Annotated in this window: 24 protein-coding genes; 4 read left to right on the top strand and 20 right to left on the bottom strand. The window is 39.7% G+C overall.

Annotation, left to right across the window (positions count from 1 at the left end):
• Positions 1-78: 78 nt before the first annotated feature.
• A complete protein-coding gene (locus JOD45_RS04130; protein WP_205002602.1) occupies positions 79-801 on the bottom strand; it encodes a polysaccharide deacetylase family protein in 723 nt (240 codons plus the stop codon).
• 173 nt (positions 802-974) lie between these two features.
• Between JOD45_RS04130 and JOD45_RS04125 the strand changes: the two genes are divergently transcribed.
• Complete coding sequence (locus tag JOD45_RS04125; protein ID WP_205002601.1) at positions 975-1577, top strand: DedA family protein; 603 nt, start codon at positions 975-977, stop codon at positions 1575-1577.
• 39 nt (positions 1578-1616) lie between these two features.
• Here JOD45_RS04125 and JOD45_RS04120 read toward each other — a convergent pair whose 3' ends face one another.
• The 4 genes from JOD45_RS04120 to JOD45_RS04105 all read right to left on the bottom strand — a co-directional run bounded on the left by JOD45_RS04120 (position 1617) and on the right by JOD45_RS04105 (position 4058).
• Positions 1617-2828 carry an MGDG synthase family glycosyltransferase gene (locus JOD45_RS04120; RefSeq protein ID WP_205002600.1) on the bottom strand — a complete coding sequence of 404 codons (1212 nt, stop codon included), beginning with the start codon at positions 2826-2828 and terminating at the stop codon, positions 1617-1619.
• Between the two features lie 392 nt (positions 2829-3220).
• Positions 3221-3466, bottom strand: coding sequence for a spore germination protein (locus JOD45_RS04115; protein ID WP_205002599.1), 246 nt, complete (start codon positions 3464-3466; stop codon positions 3221-3223).
• Positions 3467-3513: 47 nt separating this feature from the next.
• Positions 3514-3756 carry a spore germination protein gene (locus JOD45_RS04110; RefSeq protein WP_205002598.1) on the bottom strand — a complete coding sequence of 81 codons (243 nt, stop codon included), beginning with the start codon at positions 3754-3756 and terminating at the stop codon, positions 3514-3516.
• Between the two features lie 146 nt (positions 3757-3902).
• Positions 3903-4058 carry a DUF1540 domain-containing protein gene (locus tag JOD45_RS04105; protein WP_205002597.1) on the bottom strand — a complete coding sequence of 52 codons (156 nt, stop codon included), beginning with the start codon at positions 4056-4058 and terminating at the stop codon, positions 3903-3905.
• A 147-nt stretch (positions 4059-4205) separates the two neighbouring features.
• Here JOD45_RS04105 and JOD45_RS04100 point away from each other — a divergent pair, with 147 nt between their 5' ends.
• Both JOD45_RS04100 and JOD45_RS04095 read left to right on the top strand, forming a co-directional pair.
• Positions 4206-4385, top strand: coding sequence for a Fur-regulated basic protein FbpA (locus JOD45_RS04100; RefSeq protein WP_205002596.1), 180 nt, complete (start codon positions 4206-4208; stop codon positions 4383-4385).
• Positions 4386-4526: 141 nt separating this feature from the next.
• Complete coding sequence (locus JOD45_RS04095) at positions 4527-4718, top strand: twin-arginine translocase TatA/TatE family subunit (RefSeq protein ID WP_205002595.1); 192 nt, start codon at positions 4527-4529, stop codon at positions 4716-4718.
• Positions 4719-4823: 105 nt separating this feature from the next.
• On the opposite strand, the gene JOD45_RS16495 is transcribed toward JOD45_RS04095, so the two are convergent.
• The 9 genes from JOD45_RS16495 to JOD45_RS04050 all read right to left on the bottom strand — a co-directional run bounded on the left by JOD45_RS16495 (position 4824) and on the right by JOD45_RS04050 (position 10954).
• Positions 4824-5117 carry an aspartyl-phosphate phosphatase Spo0E family protein gene (locus tag JOD45_RS16495; RefSeq protein ID WP_239549065.1) on the bottom strand — a complete coding sequence of 98 codons (294 nt, stop codon included), beginning with the start codon at positions 5115-5117 and terminating at the stop codon, positions 4824-4826.
• A 117-nt stretch (positions 5118-5234) separates the two neighbouring features.
• Positions 5235-5465: a small acid-soluble spore protein Tlp gene (gene tlp, locus JOD45_RS04085; RefSeq protein ID WP_205002594.1), complete on the bottom strand. Its 231-nt coding sequence runs from the start codon at positions 5463-5465 to the stop codon at positions 5235-5237.
• Positions 5466-5549: 84 nt separating this feature from the next.
• A complete protein-coding gene (locus JOD45_RS04080) occupies positions 5550-6059 on the bottom strand; it encodes a hypothetical protein (protein WP_205002593.1) in 510 nt (169 codons plus the stop codon).
• 159 nt (positions 6060-6218) lie between these two features.
• On the bottom strand, positions 6219-7358 hold the full coding sequence (rffA, locus tag JOD45_RS04075) for a dTDP-4-amino-4,6-dideoxygalactose transaminase (protein WP_205002592.1): 1140 nt from the start codon (positions 7356-7358) through the stop codon (positions 6219-6221).
• 12 nt (positions 7359-7370) lie between these two features.
• The gene (locus tag JOD45_RS04070) at positions 7371-7736 is read right to left on the bottom strand and encodes an EamA family transporter (RefSeq protein WP_205002591.1); all 366 of its coding nucleotides are present in this window, start codon (positions 7734-7736) and stop codon (positions 7371-7373) included.
• Between the two features lie 58 nt (positions 7737-7794).
• Entirely contained in the window at positions 7795-8469 is a 675-nt protein-coding gene (locus JOD45_RS04065; protein ID WP_239549072.1) for a GNAT family N-acetyltransferase, read from the bottom strand.
• Positions 8469-9452, bottom strand: coding sequence for a glycosyltransferase family 2 protein (locus tag JOD45_RS04060; protein WP_205002589.1), 984 nt, complete (start codon positions 9450-9452; stop codon positions 8469-8471). The genes JOD45_RS04065 and JOD45_RS04060 overlap by 1 nt, the downstream gene beginning before the upstream one ends.
• Before the next feature lie 249 nt (positions 9453-9701).
• Positions 9702-10586 carry a DUF1002 domain-containing protein gene (locus tag JOD45_RS04055; protein WP_205002588.1) on the bottom strand — a complete coding sequence of 295 codons (885 nt, stop codon included), beginning with the start codon at positions 10584-10586 and terminating at the stop codon, positions 9702-9704.
• Between the two features lie 218 nt (positions 10587-10804).
• The gene (locus JOD45_RS04050; RefSeq protein ID WP_205002587.1) at positions 10805-10954 is read right to left on the bottom strand and encodes a hypothetical protein; all 150 of its coding nucleotides are present in this window, start codon (positions 10952-10954) and stop codon (positions 10805-10807) included.
• A 579-nt stretch (positions 10955-11533) separates the two neighbouring features.
• Between JOD45_RS04050 and JOD45_RS04045 the strand changes: the two genes are divergently transcribed.
• On the top strand, positions 11534-11902 hold the full coding sequence (locus JOD45_RS04045; protein ID WP_205002586.1) for a PH domain-containing protein: 369 nt from the start codon (positions 11534-11536) through the stop codon (positions 11900-11902).
• A gap of 119 nt (positions 11903-12021) precedes the next feature.
• On the opposite strand, the gene JOD45_RS04040 is transcribed toward JOD45_RS04045, so the two are convergent.
• The 6 genes from JOD45_RS04040 to recQ form a co-directional block, all read right to left on the bottom strand.
• Positions 12022-13167: an ABC transporter permease gene (locus JOD45_RS04040; RefSeq protein ID WP_205002585.1), complete on the bottom strand. Its 1146-nt coding sequence runs from the start codon at positions 13165-13167 to the stop codon at positions 12022-12024.
• 51 nt (positions 13168-13218) lie between these two features.
• Entirely contained in the window at positions 13219-14187 is a 969-nt protein-coding gene (locus tag JOD45_RS04035) for an ABC transporter ATP-binding protein (protein WP_205002584.1), read from the bottom strand.
• A gap of 27 nt (positions 14188-14214) precedes the next feature.
• Entirely contained in the window at positions 14215-15015 is an 801-nt protein-coding gene (locus JOD45_RS04030; protein WP_205002583.1) for an ABC-2 transporter permease, read from the bottom strand.
• Between the two features lie 2 nt (positions 15016-15017).
• Positions 15018-15734, bottom strand: coding sequence for an ABC transporter ATP-binding protein (locus JOD45_RS04025; protein WP_205002582.1), 717 nt, complete (start codon positions 15732-15734; stop codon positions 15018-15020).
• On the bottom strand, positions 15731-16138 hold the full coding sequence (locus JOD45_RS04020) for a GntR family transcriptional regulator (protein WP_205002581.1): 408 nt from the start codon (positions 16136-16138) through the stop codon (positions 15731-15733). Before JOD45_RS04020 ends, JOD45_RS04025 begins: the two co-directional genes overlap by 4 nt.
• A gap of 178 nt (positions 16139-16316) precedes the next feature.
• Positions 16317-18449: a DNA helicase RecQ gene (gene recQ, locus JOD45_RS04015; RefSeq protein WP_205002580.1), complete on the bottom strand. Its 2133-nt coding sequence runs from the start codon at positions 18447-18449 to the stop codon at positions 16317-16319.
• Positions 18450-18582 lie beyond the last annotated feature (133 nt).

The following is an 18582-nucleotide window of genomic DNA, read 5'->3' as shown; positions in this document are numbered from 1 at the left end:
CCCCTTCATTTAACATTTAGTCAGTTTATCAAAAAATATTTTAACCCAGGTAAGCGCTGAACACTTTTGGATCATTCGTTATCGCCGCTTTTTTGCTGTTTCATGCTCATAAAGATCGTCTATTGGAACAAATTCAATCTTGTCTTCCTTCTCCAGCAGAAATTCTTCTAAAGCCTGAAGCATCATTTCGGGAGCCAATTGATCTGCACCTATGTTTTCTCCTGAATCATGCAGTACGATGACAGCTCCATCATGCAAACTTTTATGAAGACGCTTTTTCAGCTTATCTTTCCCGAGTTTGCATCGCCAATCCCCAAGGATCGCCGACCACATAATGATTTTAAAAGGCTGGCTCGACCATTTGACAAATAAATTAAGATGCCCCCAAGGCGGCCGGTAATATACCGGGCGCTTCCCTGTTATTGATTCAACAGTGTCCGCTGCCATACGGCATTGTTCCTTAACTTCACGAGGCGTTAATAACCAGTTGCTTAAATGTCTATAATGATGAGTACCGATAGTATGACCTTCAAGGTACATTCTGGATATAATGTCAGGATAGGCTTTGGCGTTTTCGCCTACTACAAAAAATGTCGCTTTAATATCGTGTTTTTTAAGGAGATCTAATAATCTTGGCGTATAAATGGGATTTGGTCCATCATCAAATGTTAATGCGGCCTTATTTTTTATAGATGAAGATTTAAAAATACCAATGGGAAAGAGCCGCATGACAATCGTCGGAATAATGCTGTAAACGACAAAAATACATAAAAATATTAATAAAATAAGTAAAATAGACATATTTCTATCTTCCTCTTTTAGGATTTAAGTTTACATTTAGATTTTTTTATATTAACTTTGATATTAAGTGTATATCTAAAAGAGAGGAAAGTCATAACTTGACATTAAGACTTTTGGACTTCCTCCTAAATACTCTACATAAACTATAAAATAATAGTCAAATGGGGAATAATATGGCACACTTTGAACCGTTTCTGATTACTTATGGTTATTTTGCGATCTTTTTCCTGCTGTTCTTCGGCATTACAGGCATCCCTTCACCCGAAGAGTCCTTTATGGTTTTTATCGGCATTGCCATTTCTCAAAACACGCTTAACTTATACAGCAGTTTAGGATGCGCCTTTTTGGGTGTTTTTTCAGGGATGATAACTTCCTACTTTATTGGAAAATATATCGGGAAGCCTTTTATAAATAAATTCGGCAAATATGTCGGTTTAACACCGGAAAGATGGGAAAAAGCTGAAACAAAATATAAAAGGCATGCCGCTTGGACCATTGCGTTTGGCTATTTCATCCCCGGTATAAGGCAAATCAATCCTTATTTAGCCGGTATAAGCCGTTCCTCTTTGATTACATACATTATCAGCTCAGCCATAGGCGGCGCAGTTTGGGTCCTCACCTTTATTTTTTTGGGTTATTTCCTGGGAAACAAAATACAACAATATCTGACTTTTAAGCCTCAGCATTTAGCGATTATTGCGGGAATATTCCTGTTAATTTTTGCTGTTGCTACAATTATTCATATCATCCGCATTAAGAAAAAAGAGAATGATTAAAAAGCGAACCCGCATGGTTCGCTTTTATTATACATTCTTTTAAACGTTGTCTATAGGCGAGATCTTCTTCATATATTTCATCACTTTGTTGACGACACCCCGGGTCCGCAGAAACTGATAGCCGCTTCGATTAAAATAAGCGCCTTTCAGCGTATTGGCTGAGATTAATTGGAAAAGGGTATTGGTAGATGGGATTTCGAACTTATCCAGATATGTCTGAACAGCTTTTTTCCACCTTCTCATCTCCAGCTCATTTTGCAAGACGCTGGAAATGATCGTTTCCAAATTGCCTTGTTGATCGATCTCATAGACTAAATGCTGATTCTTCAAATATTGCAAATTAATATATTCTTGACCAGGCAAGGCTGAATGGACAAATATCGGCAAACCTTTTCTGAGCACTTCACTGATGGTCACACCGCCGGGTTTTGTAACAATGGCATCAACCTCATCATACAGCTGATTCATTTCTTCTTTTGATGATAGATAAGGCAGCGCCTTGACATCATCTAATTTCAGTTTCAGAATGTCATGATACAGCTTCTTGTTGTTACCGCATAAGATAATATATTGATAATTTGATTTTTCCCCTGTATGTTTGACTAAGTCAATGATATTGCCGAGCCCGCTGCTGCCGCCGGCTATAAGAATTTTCTTTTGAGAATAATGGGATTTGACTTTGCCTGGCTTTAAAAAGCTTTCGTGTACAGGGATTCCGGTTACAATAATACTGCGTTCCTTAATATGGTAATGTTCAATCATCTGCTGTTTCATTTCTTGATTCGGGACGAGATGATAGTCAATCCCTTTTCGCCCCCATATGTCATTCATAAAGAAATCCGTATATATATTAATAACAGGTATCTTTACAATGCCGGATAACTTTAACCGGCTCATCAATAATGATGGAAAACCGTGCGTACATATAACGAGATCAGGCTGTTCCCTCGTCAGCAGCTTGTAGAGCTTATTTATAAAAAAGCGTTCTATAACACTAAAGGATACATGCTTATGATTTTTCGTATAAGCAAAGTGCCTGTATGCCCAATCATAAGAGCGAGGCGTATGATGTATCCATTTTAAATAAAATGTTGAGACAGCCTTTTCCAATAATTGATTGCTGTAGCTTAGCAAATCAACTTTCTTGCACTCAATTTTATTCGTTCTTTTCTCTATTAAATTTATAATTGCATCTGCAACATGATGATGCCCGGAAGGCATTTTAAACAAAGGCAACAACAATATTTTCATATTTATAACTCCTTTTATCCTCAAACCAACCAAATAAATAAATCATTAATGGACATTAAGGGATAACTAACTCATTGCCTTGTCATACCTTATAACATTTCGACTATTTATCGTCATACCATTTAGAATGCCATTAATAAAGGCCATTATAATATTCGCAGCAAATGATTATTTGTGTGTATGTACCCTATTTTAACATGAATTAAACTTCATGTGCATATCAGTCGACGGACAAGTTCCCCTATTAAATGACATAAAAACAGCAAAGCCGCTGCTGGACAGGCTGCTTTTACGGCTTTGCCACAACTATGATTAAACTTCTTAAAAAACTTCCGGAAGAGCACTTGGGGAACGCATGGCTAACCGGCCTTCCACAGACATCCTTAATCAGATCAAAAAGCTTGATTGCCATTAACACTGTCAGTATTCGCAACCTCGCTTTGATCGTTAATATCAGGGTCGTATAATTGATTATTAAATAGTCCTGAAACCGGCGATTGGTCTCCAATGGAGTTGTTGCCGCCCTGGGATTTTGAACTGGCTGTATGGCTGTTATGGTAACCCGGCCCAATAATAACAGAAGCATTATGGGACATGTTATTGATTTTTATGTTTCTTATATTAAAAATAAAGGACATGGGGATCACCACATATAAAAAGGAATTTTAATCTCCAAAAGAACATACTAAACTTGGCCGGTTTGCGGTAAAGATGGGTTGGCAACTTGCCCTTGATCGCTGATATCCGGATCATAACTGCCATTTAAACTAAATGAACTGGATGGCGAAAAATCTCCAAGAGAGACATTGGCACCAATCGACTTAGTATTGGCTGTATGGCTGTTATGAACGGTGGGGCCAATATCAATATTGCCGTTCATTGTAACACCGTTCGTTTTTATATTAAAGATATTTATCGCATATGGCACAGCCCTCATCTCCTTATAAAATCATTTACCAAAGGATCCGTCCTTCGCGGCTTTACACAAAAAATGGGCTATTTCCCTTTATTATATGTTAGATATCCCGTGATGATATAAATAAAATAAGGGGAGGTATCTTCACCCCCCTTTTGTTATGCCATCGGCTCAAAAGTTTTACAATCAGTCTCTTCTTGATCTTTTGCCTTTTTTCCTGTGTGGCTAACGACATAAATGGATTTAGCGCTGCACTTATTTCCGTTTTCCCAGTACTTGCAGTTACTGACTTCACACAACACATCTTTCGCCATGGCATATCATCTCCTATAAAAATAATGTTGTGCTTTTTTATCATTCACAGCGCGCATTCATTTCATTCATTTTTTAGATTTGACAAGTAAAATACAATCATATAAAATCAACTATCAAAAAGTTGTGAACAAAAGATGGTGTTTTAAATGAACGAACAAATGATGCGAAAAAAAGCACTTGAAAAAAGAAAAACTGCCCTTATTAATGAATTAATCCAAAATGGTATATATAAAAAAGGCGAACAGCACTTATATGATTTAACTTTGTCTGATTTAGAAAAGATATGGCTTTCGCTTAAAGATGCAAAAAGAAAAGACGCAAATTAAAATTGTTTGCGTCTTTTTCACATAAAAAGCGCTTATGCAAAATAAAATATACGGCTCGCAGTTCTTTTTATTTTTAAATATTTTTTAAATTCTATAAACGAGTTATAATGAATATAAACCAATGATTGGGGGGAATTTCTAATGGAATTGTTAAGCCCTGGCAAAATTGCTCTCATTTTATTAGTCGCATTTATTATTTTCGGTCCGAAAAAGCTTCCTGAACTCGGAAAAGCTGCTGGCAAAACCCTAAATGAATTTAAAAGGTCTTTAAATGGCAAGGAAGACCAAGATGAACCTATTGATTCGCCCAAAGATCAAAAACCTCTGCAATAGAGGTTTTTCTTTTGTAAAGGGAGAATTCAAAACATGGTTATTGGATGGTGTAAGGCAAAGATGAAGAAGGTGTCCATGAGGAAATCTATATCCAATAATCCATTTTCAAGAACTTTTCGATTGCAGCATGTGACGTTGGTACATATTTATTAAATCATCTAATTCTTTGCTTTGTTTTACAGTTTCTTTATTTTTGAAACCTCTGATCGATGCAATTCTGATCATTTCTTTTCTTTTTCGATTTATCATTTGAAGCAGATCAATTTTTGATGCTTGGCTACTTTCCTTCATCTCTTCTTTACCTCTATTCTCCTTTAGTGTAACGGTTTCCACAAACCATTGTCTATTATGCAAAGGATCGATAGAAATTGCAATTGTTTTGACAAAACTTTTTATCATTAGACATTTTTAAACAAATGAATAAAGCCATTAGGCTGTTTAATATTGGCAATTTCATAGAGAATCATGACGGCACATTTTGTCTGACTAAATCAAAAAGATTAGGCAAATGCCTGCCTAATCCTTTTGATTTTGATAAGCCGCTTCATCTTTGATTTCTTCACGCATTCCTGCAATGGCTTCTTCCCGTCGTTCGTTCTTTTCAAGAATAGCTTGACGGTCTTTTCCTGAAAGATCCTCATTGTGCAGTGTATCATGAGCTTCTTCAAGATTTTCGATTGTGTTTTGCACCATTTCTTGCAGCTTTTCAACATTATCGCTGCGATCATCTGGCTTTGGTCTTGGCATAGGTCGTTCCCTCCTTTTAAACACGAATCATTATTATTGTGTTTCAAGAAGGGAACTTTATTCCTGCATGTTCAAAGTTATCAGCTAAGCAGAATGCAATTGCACCGGGGTCATATGCTCAGAGCTTTCACTGCAAATTTCCCGCAGTGTCTGCCATATTTCGATAAGATCTTCATCATTTTCATTATTCATCGTTATTTCAAGCCATTGCAATTCTTCGGATAACCGAATGGAGGAGCCGATCCAAATCTTTTCGCCTTGTATGTCAATAGTAAATGGTTCCTCAAAACGAAACGGCAAATAAAAGCCTTGATTATTAGGATGAAGGATAAGGTTTTGGTAAATCGTCTTTTTCAAAAGCTTCGCATAAAACAACGGCACGCCGTCATTTTTCGCCGCGGTTTTCTTTAACTTTTCAATTAATTCACGGCTGCCTAATTCATAAGAAGCAATTTCTTTGTCCCAGTTAAGAGATTCACGATAAGGCGTTAAATAGCCGAGTTGCTGCATCTTAATTTCCAAACTTCGATAAAGAGCATCATTTTTTGATATTTCTTCCACGGGAAGTGGTTTTAGCTTGGCAAGTATTGACATGAACATTCCCCCAAAGAAAGCTTTTCTTCTAGAAATATTCGGTGCCGTCAATACAGTATTGACTGTTAAAAAAACTGCGATATGAAAACTTAAGCCTTAATCTTTATGTCAGAGATGGCAGCTCGCTAGGGATATATCTTGCTTGACACCGCAAGACGGTTAACCTGCCGCGGTTTCATAAAAGCTTTTAATACATTCTGTTATGTACTTTATGGAATCTTTTGTAAGACCATAAAACATGGGAAGTCTGACCAGCCTTTCACTTTCCCTTGTTGTATATTGATCCTTGCCGAAAAATGTGCCTACTTTTTGTCCAGCTTTAGATGAATGGAGAGGAACATAATGAAAAACCGCCATAACACCATTATTTTTCAAATAATCAATAAAATCGGAACGCTCTTTTATGTCATTAACTTTAATATAAAACATATGGCCATTATGCTGACAATCTTCAGGTATAAAAGGACGTTTTATCTTCTCTGCCTTCTCTAAGGCGGATAATTCGCTATAATAAAAATCCCAGCTGGATAAGCGATCCGCATTAATTTCTTCTGATTTTTCAAATTGCGCATATAAATAAGCGGCATTAAGTTCACTTGGCAAAAAAGAGGAGCCGATATCAACCCAAGAGTACTTATCAACTTGGCCCTGCAGAAATTGTTTCCGATTCGTGCCTTTTTCTCTTACCACTTCAGCACGCTCTGCGAAACGCCGATCATTAATTAACAGCGCACCGCCTTCTCCGCTTGTATAATTTTTTGTTTCATGGAAACTGTAACAGCCAAAATGGCCGATGGTTCCCAGAGGGCGCCCTTTATACTTGCTCATAACGCCCTGTGCCGCATCTTCAACGACGAATAATCCATATCTCTCTGCCAAATCCATAATCGCGTCCATCTCGCATGCGACCCCTGCGTAATGAACAACAACGATCGCTTTAGTTTTTGGATTAATGGCCTGTTCAATTAAACGTTCATCAATATTCATCGTATCCGGACGTATATCGACAAATACTATCTTGGCTCCATGCAGCGCAAAGGCGTTGGCTGTTGATGAAAAAGTGTACGACGGCATGATCACTTCATCACCAAGGCTTATATCCATTAACACCGCGGACATTTCTAAGGCATGAGTACAAGACGGCGTGAGGAGGGCTTTTGGACATTGGAAAGTCTTTTCAATCCATTGATGACAAAGCTGAGTGAACCGTCCGTCCCCGGAAATTTTGCGATTCCTGACCGCTTGAATCAGATAAGCTTCTTCATTGCCTGTTACAGCCGGCTGATTAAAAGGAATCATACTTTACACCACCTAAGTAGACTGACTTAATACAATAACGCCAATAATCACCAACAATAATCCAACAACCTTATATACCGTCACGGCTTCGTGGAAAAATAATATAGACAAAACAAAGACCAATACGAATGAAAGGCTTGTAAATGGATAAGCATAGCTTAGAGAAAACTTTGTCATAGCGGCCATCCAGAAAAGAGAGGCAATAAAAGCGGAAGCCAGCCCTGAAAATATAAAAGGGTCAAACACTGCTTTAAGCAAAAATAAAACTTTATCCAGAGATCCGGACGGTAGCTGGCCTATGCCATTGATCCGCCATTTCAAAATCATTTGGCCGTAAACTGTAAAGAATATTGTTCCGAAAATATATAAATAACCCAATGCTAGACTCCTCTGCCGGAAGCTTAAACAGCAATCATTGCCGCCTTTAAACTTCCTATTATAAATGTTTATGATTGACCTTATGATAAATATCCACAGGATTTCTAAAAGAAAACCCCAGACGGTGATAAACGTTCATTATAGCGACATTAGCCGCCGATATAGAACTCACTAATTCCTTGCAGCCTAATGAAAACAAATACTGGCAGGCGGCGCTCCAAAAGTATTTAGCCAATCCTTTTCCTCTAAAATCTTCATGTAAAGCATGGAGCAATATCCGTTCATCAACACATGCAAAGAAGCCTGCTGTTGTCTGCCCTAAGCGAAGTGCGAAAACATGGCCGTACCGGTGAATATCGCGAAGCCAATTGGCATACCGCTGGTCCGCTTGATTTGGGTCAATATGAAAATCGCGGTGAAACCGGTCAAAGCGAAAAGCATTAAAACACATAGGCACTAACTCTTCTAAATCAATATTGTCGCTGATCGAGATGCCGGGTTCGAAAAAAGGACAAAAGCAGCTGCTAGTCCCGTAAGGCTCAATCAGCGTATCGCAGTAATAAAAGCCATGCCGGTGCAGCAGAGCCTTCGAATCTAAAGGGGAAACCTTAACAGTAAAGTGACCGTTTATTTGATCTAACGAAGATAAAATATCCTCTGACACGCGGCGGATTTCGTATGTATCAAAACCAAAAACCCGCTGATCCCACGGGGTCTTAACAACATCTTCCATCACACGTCAGTCTCCTTATTTTTGATCACTTGAACAGGGTCCTCAAAACCAACGGCTTGATGAATGATATAAAGCGGGCGTCCCTTAACCTCATCAAAAACCTTTCCAATATAGAGGCCTAACACGCCTAAATTAGCGAGAATGAGTCCGCCAATAAAATAAATAGACACCATAAAACTTGTCCACCCGGCCACAGGCTGCATAAGAAAAAAGTATTTATAAATAAGAAAGCAGCCGAACAACAGCGAAATAAACGAAATGGCAAAGCCCAGCTTGATCGCTAATCTCAGCGGCTTGTTAGACTGGGAAACGATGCTGTCCATAGCGAAACGGATCAGCTTAGAGAAATTATAGCTTGACTTTCCTAATTCCCGCTTCGCATGATGAATGTTAATCGATGTCCAATTAAAACCGAGCCATTTTAAAAAAAGCGGATAAGAGCGGCTTCGTTCACGCAGCCGAACCACTTCATTAACCACTTGCCTCGAGCATATGCTAAAGTTTGCGATCGAATGATCAAACTTGGTATCCGCCAAATAACTGTACACTTTATAAAATAGTTTCGACTGCAGCCTTTTTATCCATGTATCATGACGCTCTGCACGACGCCCAAACACAATATCATAACCCTCGAGCGCCTTCGAATGGAGCGGTATAATCTCTTCAGGCTGGTCCTGAAGATCGCAGTCCATGACGACCACCCAATCCCCTTTGCTTGCATCAAGCCCTGCCGTAATGGCGATATGCTGGCCAAAGTTTCGGGAAAGCTTGATTCCCTTTACCCGCATATCTTGCCGTGCTAAAGATTGAATAACATCCCATGACCGGTCCGGACTGTGATCGCAAACCATAATAATTTCAAACCGGTTGGAAATTTGAGTAAGAACTCTTTTTAACCGCTGGTACAATTCACGAAGGCATTTTTCACATCCATATACCGGCGTCACAACCGATATATACGGTTGATAAGCATGTCTGTTCAAAGGTTGTCACCACCATACGACAGTCTTATACAATTAGGTTATCCAACCGTTAATATTCCATTCATTTCCTGTATAAAACCCCCTATTTAAATCCATCAGTTCTCTCCCGTTCTCTTTTCCAGAGTGACGTTTCACGGCTTCTACCTTAAGATTCCGCCGCCGGTTGCCTCAGATGCTGACCGTATCGGATCTATTCAGGCTGTGTGGAAATATAAAAAAACGCGCCGTTTTTTTGGCGCGTTTTATATATTAAAGAGCTGAACTTATTTTATTCACAAGCGATTGGAAAAAGTCTTTGAGCTTTTCAAAAAAGCCTTTGGCTTCTTCAGAATTTGCAGTTTGCGTTATTTTATTTTTAGCATTCTGCAGCTGGTCAGCCACTGTGTTCCAATTAATATTCAAGTTTTCAATTTTGTTAAATAAGACGACTAATTTGTTGGTATCGCGGCTGTCTAAGTTAATGCCGACTTTATTTGCCGAATCATTAATAATATTTCTCATTTCTTGATCGCTGGATGGCTTATCCTTGGCTATTTTTTCTTTGATAGTTGTCATGAGATCCGCTGCTTTTTCTTTTCCGATACCGTTCTCATCCGCCAGCTGCGCTGTTTTCACCATTTCTTCGTTAGCCACTTGTTTTTGCTTTTCAGGTATCACTTTGCCCGTGGATGTTTCATAGGCTTTGATTAAACCTGTCAATGCCGCTGTTCCCGACACATTGAAAGGAGCCGTGATATATATGCTGGCATCTTTAACGCCTGCTGTTGATAAGGCGTTAATGTACATATCATCTGAAACATAATTGATATTATGGGTACGGACAGATAATCCCGTTCCTTTGTCCTTCAAAGTAATTTTGGCGGAACTGATCGCCCGGCTGCCGATTTGGGATTTCGGCATATATTTGTCAAGATATTTATGCTCTTCCGCATTTGTAACGGTAATAATCTCAGCTTGTGTCGGGTCAACATTCATTTCCCTTAACATTTTATCCTTCTGCTCTTTCGTCAGATTCGCCCCCATCGTGACAATCACATCGCCTGGAGCTGAATCTGCTTTAGCTGATATCGTCCCGGATATTCCTATACCAATTAATATGGCCGATAAAATCGGAACAATGATTTTATTTAACATCTTAATAACCTCTCTTGAGTTAAAATCTACCGCTGGATAATAGAATGATAGACCAATGATTCAATCATACTATTCGCAGATAAGAGATGTCAAAATATACTTTATTATATCATACGTATCACGATGGATTTCATTGGGGTCATCACAAAAATTTTTTGCTGTATGTTAGTAAAGGGCAAGCCGCTGAATGAAAAAGAAGGGGCCGTTTTCAAGCCCCTTTACTCTTCCTTGCGGTGCGGATTTTTAAGCTTCTCCGGAATCTCAGCTTCCGCAAATGTTTTATCCGTTAAATCCATATTAGCCATGCTTTCTGTTGGTGTAAAATTATTGTTCCGCGCCGCTTCTCTCGGCTGTTTCCGCTTTGCCATTATCCTTCCTCCTTTTCCTTAAAGTATTATTTGCATTTTTTTATAAAACATTCGCATCGGAACATCAGCGGCTATCCATTCAGTTTTCTGTTCAGCGGCGAATGGCTTAATGATCTTTACCCAACTATCATATGGTAAAGCAAAGAGCCTAAAAATGAATTTTTAAAAAATGTTGATCACCATTTTTTTGTTGTCATCATCTAAGTTTCCAGTAGGTCAGCCCAAGGTTTTAATAAATTTTAAACAACAATGGCTAATAAAAAATCGATCCGTAAAAGAGGAATCGGCCTAACTTAAATGGTTTCAAAAATACATATTATTTACAATTTAAATTTTTTATTTTAAAATATATCATATTTAAAAAATTGACCTTATTTAATGATTTACCAGGATACGAAGGACAAAAACATTTCATATCTTACTTTATGATGTCTCTTGTTGTTGCACTTATCATATTATTTACAGAAGACAAAGAAATCTGCATGCTGATGGGGAAGTGAGAATATTAAGATGTAGGAAGGTTTGTTTATATTGCTTCTATTAATGTCATCCTAAAAAGTGATTGATGAGGAGGCCGCTATGTACGAAAAGTTATTGAGTGAAGTCAAAACAAAGGTATTAGAAAATGATGAAACCCTTTTAGCCGCGATTTACGGACAATATTCATACCCGTTTGCAGGAGTCGGCGGCCGAAGACAAGGCATTTTAGCGGCAACAAATAAACAGATTATTTTTTATTGTCATTACATGAAAACGGAAATTATTGAAAAATATCCATATGAGGTTATCCAAAAAATAAACAAAGAGAAAAGTTATATTGGCCATAACGAAAAAGTGAGTTTTTTCCATGAAGGAACAAAGGAGTCAATGTCCTTAATACAAAAAGGAGATATTGATTCATTTGTAAAAGCTGTAAAGAATCAAATCAAGACAGCCTCTGCCGATTAATTCTTCTTAAGAAGTTTATTTATATAGAAAAAATCGGGCCATACACCCGATTTTTCTTGAAGAATAACAGGAATCTTATCCTTTTCCGCCTCATGCTGCAATGATATTTTCCCCGCTTGCTAGTTTGCTGCTGAACGTAAAAACCTTGGAAAACAAATCATCGCTACAATTAATCCCACAATGCCGAATGCCGTAAGAATGGCGAGACCATCTATAACATTTCCAATATGCGCGCCGCGGGCGATGACATCTTGCAGACTCTTTTGAGCCCAAAATTGCGGTGTAAACTGACCGATCGTTTGCACAAATGACGGCATGAGATAAGAAGGCATCCATAATCCGCCGACCATCGCGCCGCCAAGCGCAATAATCTGTGAAATAACCATGGCCATATTTTCGCTGCTGACAATTAATGAGAGCGCCAAGCCAAGCCCCGAACTGCAGATGCTGATGCAAATAATAATGAGGCCTAATGCAGCGAGATCCCCAAGGTTAAGGTTGTAAACCCAATGTCCAAAAGCGAAGAGGAGTACGCATTGGGCAAAAACGATAATAACAAATGGGAGCCACATCCCGATCAAATATTGATAGGGTTTGACGGTTGTGCTTTGAACCCTTGCCAACAACCCCGATTTCTTTTCATCAAAGAAACGTTTGGCCATTGAAATCATAATGTAGAACACAAACATAACAGTCATGCCTGGAACGATTTGTGAAATGTAATTAATACCCGTTGCTGTTGTATTGACATCTTTAATCACTATTGGCTGAGCTAATGTTTTTGAAATATCCTCTTTAGAAATCCCTTTGGCCGCAAGTGTTTGAGATAACTTTTGTTCCCGATAGCCATTGGCAATATTTTTAAGCACGGCTTTAACAGGCGCAACGGATGAAGCTGAGGACGGGTCTTGGTAAAGCTTCAAGTCCGCTTGTTTCCCTTCCTTCAAAGCCTTTTGAAACCCTTTATTTATAACGATGACGGACGACAACTGCCCTTTTTTAATTTTATCAATCTCGTCTTTTGTGTTTTTCGAAGCAGTTTTCTCCAAGTTAATGCCTTTAATATGGCCCATCTGGCTAAGAAAGGCTTTAGATGCCAAAGAATGATCTTGGTCAATAACATGAATATCTACGGTTGAATCATCTGTATTGCCGAAGACCGAACCGAACATAACAATCATAAGCAGAGGCATAATCAAAAGAAAAAAGTAACTTCTCTTTTCTTTTAAAATCAACTTTAACTCTTTAACTATAATTGATTTCATCGCAATCTCCTTCTCATAAGTTATCCACAATTCACGTGAGATAGACCCCTATTAATCTCTGAGAGCCGTTCCAGTGAGAGATAAAAAGACAGTTTCCAACGATGGTCTGACGACTTCGATCTGTTTAACATCCCAATGATTGTCTGCCGCCAGTTTAATAAGGTTTGTCATAACATTTGAGACTTGGTCCGTTTCTAGAACCCAGCCCGACCCTTCTTTGCGTGTTTTCATCACATGCGGCAATTGCGGGATCTCTGTTAATCCGCTTGTTTCAATATAAATGGCTCTTTGCCCGAAACGTTCGAGCAATTCGCCAAGCGGACCTTGAGCCATGACGTTGCCGTGGTCAATAATGGCAATTTCGTCACATAATGTTTCGACCTCTTCCATGTAATGTGTAGAATAAATGATCGTTATTCCTGATTGATTCAGCGCGCGTATCATTTCAAAAATGCGATTGCGTGATTGCGGATCAATCCCAACTGTCGGTTCATCTAAAATGAGCAATTTCGGACGATGCAATAAAGCGCAGGCAATGTTGATCCGCCGTTTCATACCGCCGGAAAAGGTTTTGACCGCGTCCTTCGCACGCTCTGATAAACCAGTGTCCTCCAAGACTTCATTAATCCGGCGCTTTAACTCGCTGCCGCGAATGCCGTACGCTTCCCCGAAAAAAACAAGGTTATCATAGGCGCTTAATTGCTCATACAAAGTGATTTCCTGCGGTACATAACCGATGTATTTCGAAACCATATTTTTATCCTTTGAAACATCTGTGCCCAAAAGATTTGCACTGCCGCCATCCGCCTTAATAATACCTGTTAAAATCTTCATTGTTGTCGACTTGCCGGCGCCGTTTGGTCCAAGCAAACCGAAACAGCTTCCCGCTTTGACCGAAAAGGTAACGTCTTCCAACGCTTGCTTCTTACCGTATGTTTTCTTCAAATGACTAACTTCCAAAAGGGTATTTGCCGATTGGCTTTGAGCATTAAAAGACTCTGAATTCAACACTGTTTCCATTACAGCCCCTCCTACCTTAGGTTACATTTATACATCCAATTTATTTTTTAACAAGTAAGCCGAAAAACGGGTCAATAAATAGGCCAAAATCCATCCTGCGATCAAGAAATAGAAAAATACAACTGGAAATGGCGATGAACCGGGACTTGTTTCGCCGCTGAAAATGGAATATAAATTATGCTTTTGATTCATGACGCCTAACCCGCCGTACATACCGTATCCTAATATAAACATAAAGAAATAAATCAGCGGGGAAATATATTTAGCGTTTGTATACTTAATGACAGCGACAAGCACCCCTATGGAGACCATGAGCGGCATTAAGCCCATTAATAATAAATACCACCAGAATCCCGACACGATAAAAAAGATCACCTCATGAAGAGGAAAGCCCCCTTTTAAAACACTGATACAGACGCCGTACAGAACACCATAAACAATAGCTAATGCATAAGTGACCAGGAGAATGTACAGAGTCTTAAGCAAAGCTGCGATATATTTCGCTCCGATTAATGTGTTTCGCGAATAAGGAAGCGTCAGCCACCAGCCTTCCGTACTGTTTTCCCATTCATTTTTAATCGCTCCCATCCCATAACCAAACAACATCCACGGCAGACCAAGTGTAAAATACCATACATTTCTCAGTTGGAAACCCCAATGTTGATTAGTCGCATAGACTGTAAAGCATAGAAATACGATAAAAAGCAGCACGGCATACATCAGCCAAATTTTCTGAGGCATTTTGCCCTTGCGCATTTTTTTTCTTGTCATATATCCAGATTTAAGTTCATATTTAACGAGCGTCCAGAAAACATTTGAAGAAGGCAATGTTAAAACCCTCCTTTTCCATAACGATAAAATTGTCGAAAGATATCATGCATTGATCCGTATTGTGCACGAAGCTCTTCTGTATCCCCTGATAAAATGGCCTTCCCTTGATTAAGGAAGATGGCATAGTCGAACATGCCTTCCACTTCGTAGATCTCATGTGTGCTGATAAGAATAGTCTGATCCCGGTCACTGAGATAATCGATCATCCCTTCAATAATGCGTTCCCGCGAAATGACGTCGATGCCGGAGAATGGTTCATCCAAAATGATGAGCGGTACATTTCTTGCCATACAAAGAATTAACATGAGCCTTGCCTCTTGGCCGCGGGACATGCCGCTTACTCGCATATCTCGTTTCATCTCCATAAAATCAGCCAATTCTTTCGCATTAGCTATATCAAAGCCGGGGAGAAGCTTTTCCGCCCATTCAAAAGCGCCGGCCACGGTATGATTGGGGTACCAGCGAGCTCTGTCAGGCAAATAGGCGATTTCGCGGTTAATTCCCGAGCCCGGCCGTTTCCCTAACACTTCAATCTCGCCGCTGTCAGGTTTCACCAATCCGGTAATCATACGAAAGAAAGTTGATTTGCCTGATCCGTTTGGTCCAAGTATCCCAACAATTTTGTTTTCAGGTATAGAGACGTTTAATTCATCTAAAGCGTGTTTATCGCCATATCTTTTTGTGATTTGCTGACAATTTACAATAGATGCGGTCATGTTAAATCACTCCCTTTTCGCCTCGATCCTCTCTCTTGCATATAGCCTTCAATATCTTCCCATGAGTACCCGAGACTCTCCATTTTATTTAAAAAGTCGTCTATATATTCTTTAACGAGTTCAGCACGAAACGTCTTAACACGCTCTTCTGAAGTCGTAACAAAAGTGCCTTGGCCCCGGCGCTTTTCTGTTAAACCATCTCGTTCTAATTCTTTATATGCCCGCATTACCGTATTAGGATTAATTTTCAGCGCGTGCGCCATTTCACGAACCGATGGAATTTTCTCTCCCAATCCAATCTCTCCTTTTGCTAAAGCACTCCGGATTTGTTCTAAAATTTGTTCATAAAGCGGTTGGCTAAAGTCTAGCTGAAATGTCAAAGCTCCAACCTGTCGTATATCCATTGCATTCCCTCCATCCAGGGGAGCGTTAATTTCATGTGGTTCAAGTGTATTATATCACTTAATACACTTAATACAATAGGTTTTTTTAAAAATAGGCTTTCCATTTTTTTAAATATTAAAAGCCAGCAAAAAAGCCCCCATCTGGAGGGGCTTTTGCTGGCAAATTGAACTGATCTGGTTATTTTCTTATGTTTTTCTGCAAATAAGCCCTAATCATAAAATAACTCACTTCTTCGGGCAGCCTTTGTTTAATCGGGGTTAATCTTTCCGTTCCTGCTTCCTCGACAGATTTAGCAATCAGCGGTTCCAGTGCTTTATCGATAAATTGACCCCAATCTATCTCAAAGCCGTCCTCAGCCGAGCGAATCAAATGCGATTCAACGGTTGTTGTTGAGAGGCCGCGCGCATTGGCAATTTCTTGGATTGATAAGCCCTCGCTGAACATTTGATAGGTTATATGATGGGACTTTTCCTTGGAACTGTTCTTTATTTTCGCTTGGGGTTCAGGAGAAACTAAGCTTGGTTCAGGTTGAGCGATCCCGTTCTCTGTGCAATAATCCTGAATTTCATTTATGAATGTTTGGCCATATAATTCCAGCTTCTGCTTGCCAATGCCTTTAACATTTAGAAGCGCTTGTTCATTAACCGGCAGTTTCGCACCCATTTCCTTTAATGTCGCATCTGAGAAAATAACAAACGGCGGCACCTGTTCAGCGTCAGCTATTTCTTTTCTTATCTTCCGCAGACGCTCAAACAGCGCATCTTGCACGACAAACTGTTTTGCTTGAACATTTTCTTTCCTTAAAACTGAACGCTTGCCTAAGAGAACTTCGACAGCTTTTGAGGTTAAGCCTAATACCGGATAATGGCCGCCCGTCGGCAGAAGATATTGTTCGGCAGTCAGATAGTCAATAAGCTCTGAAACCTGCTTTTGTGTGCGGTCGCTCATAATGCCGAATGTAGACAGTTTATCAAATCCGAAGCTTTGTATTTTACGGTCAGATGATCCGGTTAACACTTTCGCAATCAATGTTTTTCCGAAGCGTTCTTTCATTCGTTTAATGCATGAAAATACCATTTGTGCGTCGCGCGTCACATCAACGGACTCACGCTTATCCGTACAATTGCCGCAATGACCGCAGCCCTTCGCATCACGGTCGCCAAAGTATTTTAAAATATATTGCTGCAGACAAGCCTCTGTATGGCAATAGCCGGCCATTTGCTGCAATTTATCGTATTCATGCCTTTTTCGTTCCTCATCCATTTCCGACTGATCGATCAAGAACTTTTGAATCTGGATATCCTGAGCCGCAAATAAAAGAATACATTCACTTTCCTCGCCGTCACGTCCGGCACGCCCGGCTTCTTGATAATATGACTCAATGTTTCGCGGTATATTGTAGTGGATCACATAACGCACGTTCGATTTATTGATGCCCATTCCGAATGCCGATGTTGCTACCATAACGGTGAGATCATCATAGAGGAATCGTTCTTGATTATCGTTGCGTTCCTGTTCCGCCATACCGGCATGATACTTCCCTGCATTGATATTTTGCTTAATTAAAAAAGCATGCAAACGCTCTGCTTCTCTGCGGGTAGCGGCATAAATAATGCCGGAGTGAGAACGGTTTTTATTAATATACGATTCCAGAAACCGGTCTCGGTCTTGTCCTTTAATGACTTGGAAAAACAAGTTGTCACGCTCAAACCCTGTGGCTGTCACATTCTCAGCCGGAATATTCAGCATGTCGCAAATATCGCGGGTTACTTTAGGGGTCGCCGTTGCCGTTAATGCAGCGATGACAGGTTTTGCATGAATTCGATCAATCATTTTTTTAATTAAGAGATAGCTGGGCCGGAAATCATGCCCCCATTGAGACATACAATGCGCTTCGTCAACCGCTATTAAGGATAAATTGACGTTGTTAAGCCAGTCCAAAAAAGCCGCTGATTCCAAACGCTCCGGTGCAATATAAATGATTTTATAGCGCCCTTCCATAGCGCCATTTAGCCGATCACGAACATCTGAAGCGCTAATAGAGCTGTTAATAAATGCTGCCGGAACGCCTTCTTTCTCAAGGGCATCGACTTGATCTTTCATCAATGAAATCAAAGGGGAGACAACGAGAGTGACACCGGGAAGAATGAGAGCGGGGATTTGATAACAAATAGATTTTCCGCCTCCTGTCGGCATGATGCCTACAGTATCCCGCCCTTCAAGCAGATTTTGAATAATCTCCGCTTGTCCATTCCGAAACGAATCATAGCCAAAAGTGTCTTTAAGAATCTTCAGCGCCTGATCAAGCATACGGATTCTCCTTGCAAAAAATTTAAATACTATTCACATTTTACCATTGATTTCAGCTTAGCAAAAAGTCACCAGAAAAACAAAAAAGCCCTTCCGTTTATGGAGGGCACTATAGACTTTAACTATGCTAGTT

Origin of the sequence: Scopulibacillus daqui, assembly GCF_016908855.1 — a bacterium.
Lineage (GTDB): Bacteria > Bacillota > Bacilli > Bacillales > Sporolactobacillaceae > Scopulibacillus_A > Scopulibacillus_A daqui.
This window is presented reverse-complemented; position numbering and strand designations above follow the sequence as displayed.